Annotated in this window: 1 protein-coding gene; it reads left to right on the forward strand. The window is 71.0% G+C overall.

Annotated features, from left to right (window positions below; genetic code table 11):
• The coding region (locus L0P92_RS44465; protein WP_234768814.1) for an MDR family MFS transporter at positions 1–1,188 on the forward strand (1,188 nt) is incomplete at its 5' end.
• Positions 1,189–1,331: the final 143 nt, after the last annotated feature.

A 1,331-nucleotide genomic window follows, 5' to 3' on the forward strand; every position in this document is an offset into this window, starting at 1 on the left:
GCTCAGCCCCGCCTCTCCCCCCTCCTCCGCCTCCTCATCCTCACCCAACTCGCCTTCAACATCGGCTTCTACGCCGTTCTGCCCTTCCTCTCCGAGCACCTCGGACAGGCCGTCGGCATGGCGGGCTGGCTGGTCGGATTCGTGCTGGGACTGCGGACCTTCAGCCAGCAGGGCCTCTTCGTGGTGGGCGGGGCGCTGGCCGACCGGTACGGCATACGGCCCGTCGTCCTCACGGGGTGCGTGCTGCGGATCGCCGGGTTCGTGTGGCTCGGGTACGCACGGGAGACCTGGGCGGTCATCGGCGCGGTGCTGCTGATCGGGTTCGCCGCCGCGCTCTTCTCGCCGGCCGTGGAGTCCGAGGTGGCCCGGCAGGCGGTGCTCTGGGAGGAGTCGGGGGCCGGTTCGCGCACGCGCGTCCTCGCTCTGCTCACCGTGGCCGGGCAGGCGGGTGCGTTCGTCGGACCGCTGCTCGGAGCGCTGCTGCTCTCGGTGGACTTCCGTACGGTCTGCCTCGCCGGTGCCGGCATCTTCGTCCTCGTTCTTGCCGGGCACGCGTGGCTGCTGCCTCAGCACATACCCGGGCGTGGCGGTGTCCGGTTCCAGGGCGGTGTGGGGAAGCTGCTGCGCAACCGTCGTTTTCTCGCCCTGTGCTGCGCATACGGTGCCTACCTTCTCGCCTACAACCAGCTCTATCTCGCCCTTCCCGACGAGGTGGAGCGTGCCACGGGCTCTCAGGCGGCTCTGGCCTGGCTGTTCGCGCTGTCCTCGCTGTTGGTGGTGGCTGCTCAGTTGCCGGTCACCCGGTGGGTGGGGGAGCGGGTCACTCTGCGGCGGTCCATGGTGGTCGGGCTCTTGCTGATCGCGGTGGGCTTCAGCGTCGTGGCTGCCGCGCGGCCCGTCGGCTGGACGGGCACGGTGGCCCTGTTGCCCGCGGGTGGCTTCGTCGTCCTGCTCACCCTCGGTCAGATGCTGGTCGCTCCGGTTGCCCGGGCGTGGGTTCCTGACCTTGCGGAGGAGGGGCGACTCGGGTTGTACACCGGTGCGTTGTCCTCCGTGTCGGGCCTGATCGTTCTGGTCGGGAGCGCGGTGACGGGCATGCTGCTCGACGCCGGGTTGCCGGCTGCTGTGCCATGGCTGGTGCTGGGGGCCGTACCGCTCGTGGCGATCGGGGTGCTCCCGCGCAGATAGGCCGGCGCGCCGCCTCGCGTCATCCCCCGGCGGCTCCTCCTGCCAGTTCCTCGCCCCCGCCGCCCCTACCCGTCCCATCCTTGAAGGGGCTCCGCCCCTTCAGGGATGGGACGGGTTGGGGCGGCGGGGGCGAGGAACTGGCA

Origin of the sequence: Streptomyces muensis, assembly GCF_021474425.1 — a bacterium.
GTDB lineage: Bacteria > Actinomycetota > Actinomycetes > Streptomycetales > Streptomycetaceae > Streptomyces > Streptomyces muensis.